The sequence below is a fragment of the Streptomyces sp. NPDC043870 genome (assembly GCF_056435785.1).
In genome coordinates this window covers 1-1,493 of sequence record NZ_JBWKDT010000139.1, presented here as the reverse complement: position 1 = coordinate 1,493, position 1,493 = coordinate 1, and the positions used below count along the sequence as shown (strand labels likewise).

At 67.8% G+C, this 1,493-nt stretch carries 2 protein-coding genes and 2 pseudogenes; all 4 read right to left on the bottom strand.

Annotated features, from left to right (window positions below; genetic code table 11):
* Window positions 1–173: pseudogene (locus tag AC0699_RS39720) on the bottom strand (IS30 family transposase); the annotation flags it as partial.
* Between the two features lie 114 nt (window positions 174–287).
* Window positions 288–827 (bottom strand): IS3 family transposase, encoded by a 540-nt coding sequence (locus AC0699_RS39715; protein WP_478671589.1) that lies wholly within the window; start codon window positions 825–827, stop codon window positions 288–290.
* Window positions 824–1,129, bottom strand: a complete 306-nt coding sequence (locus AC0699_RS39710) for a transposase (RefSeq protein WP_478671587.1) — start codon at window positions 1,127–1,129, stop codon at window positions 824–826. The genes AC0699_RS39715 and AC0699_RS39710 overlap by 4 nt, the downstream gene beginning before the upstream one ends.
* A 70-nt stretch (window positions 1,130–1,199) precedes the next feature.
* Window positions 1,200–1,337: pseudogene (locus AC0699_RS39705) on the bottom strand (transposase); the annotation flags it as partial.
* Window positions 1,338–1,493 lie beyond the last annotated feature (156 nt).

Here is a 1,493-nt window from a genome sequence, read left to right as displayed (position 1 = left end):
CGCGTCGCGACCGCCGGCGCCACGCCGATGACGGTGGCCGCTTCCTCGGCCAGAAGGCCCTTGGCGATCTCCGTCCAGAACGCCGCCTCGACATGACGCTGATACTTCGGATGCCCAGGAGACCTCAGCTTCGGACGCACCGCCCGGTCCGCTGCCTGCTGACGACGCACCATCCAACACCTCCATGCGTACGAGGTGTTGCGACGACCAGTTGAATCCGCCCTCCGATCCGCGATCGGAATGCGCGATGCAGCCGGGGCTGGAGCCAGCCGCGTCGGCGGCCATCGTCAGTGCGTCGACGACCAGGGACGCGCGGTGGTGGTCGGCCATCGAGTAGCCGACGATCTCACGGGTGGCCAGGTCCAGCCAGGTCCGCCAGATACAGCCAGCCCTCGCCGGTGGCGGATGTAAGTGATGTCACCCACCAGTTTCCGGCCCGGGGCGTCGGCCCTGAAGTCGCGGCCGATCAGGTCCGCGGCGGGCACCGCCCTCTTCGCCGGACGGGTCAGCGACCGGCGCTTGCGCCGGGTGACCCCGGCGATGTCGCGCTCACGCATGATCCGCTCCACGCGCTTGCGGTTGACCCGCCGGTCCAGCCTGCGCAACTCGGCATGGATACGCGGCACCCCGTAGGTGTGCCGGGAGGCGATGTCCAACACCGTGATCTCGTGGGCCAGGGCGTCGTCGGCGGCCCGGCGGGCGGCCCGGGCCCGCTCGCCGGCCAGCCAGGCGTAGAAGGAGGACCGGGCGACCTTCAGCAGCCGGCACAACAGAGCAACACGGTGGGTGGTCTTCTCCGCCTCGATGAACGCATACACCTCGCTCATCGATCGCTCTCCTTCGCGAAGAAGACCGCCGCTTTTCGCAGCACCTCGATCGTCTCGGCCTGCTCACGGTTCTGCCACCGCAGCCGCCGCAACTCTTCCCGCTCCGCGCTCGTCAGCTCGCCCGGCGCCTCCTGCCCGCGGTCGATCGTGTCCTGCTTGACCCAGTTCCGCAGCCCCTCGGCACTGACCCCGAGCTCCCGGGCCACCTCGGTGACAGTCCTCCCGGAGGACCGGACCAGAGCGACCGCGTCCCGCTTGAACTCCTCCGTATACCGCCTGCTGCGGTTGCTCTTGCTTCCCACCTGGCACTACTTCCTCTGGAACCTCACGTCCCAGTCTCCAGGTGTCCAACATCAAGGGGAAGCTTCACCGCTGCCACGTCTCCACGTGGCTGTGCTCGGCTGGGATCCCGCAACGCTCGCGGCGGGCGATCTTGGACGGAACTGCCTCCGGCGAGGTGTGATCCCAGGTGGCGGGCAGAAACAGCCGCCAATTGACTGTAGCCGAAGACGGTGTCCTATGTGGTGATCGGTCGTTGGGCTGTTCATGGGGCGGGGTACGTGGAGTTGGATGGGTCATGTCCCTTGTAGTGGTGTAGCGGTGCCGGGCTGATCTTCGGTTGGATAGATCCGGTCCATGCTGCCTTCGGGGAGATAGCGGCGGGGG

Excerpts from the sequence above, each read along its gene's own strand:
- AC0699_RS39715 (WP_478671589.1), bottom strand. The coding sequence starts at position 827 with ATGAGCGAGGTGTATGCGTTCATCGAGGCGGAGAAGACCACCCACCGT.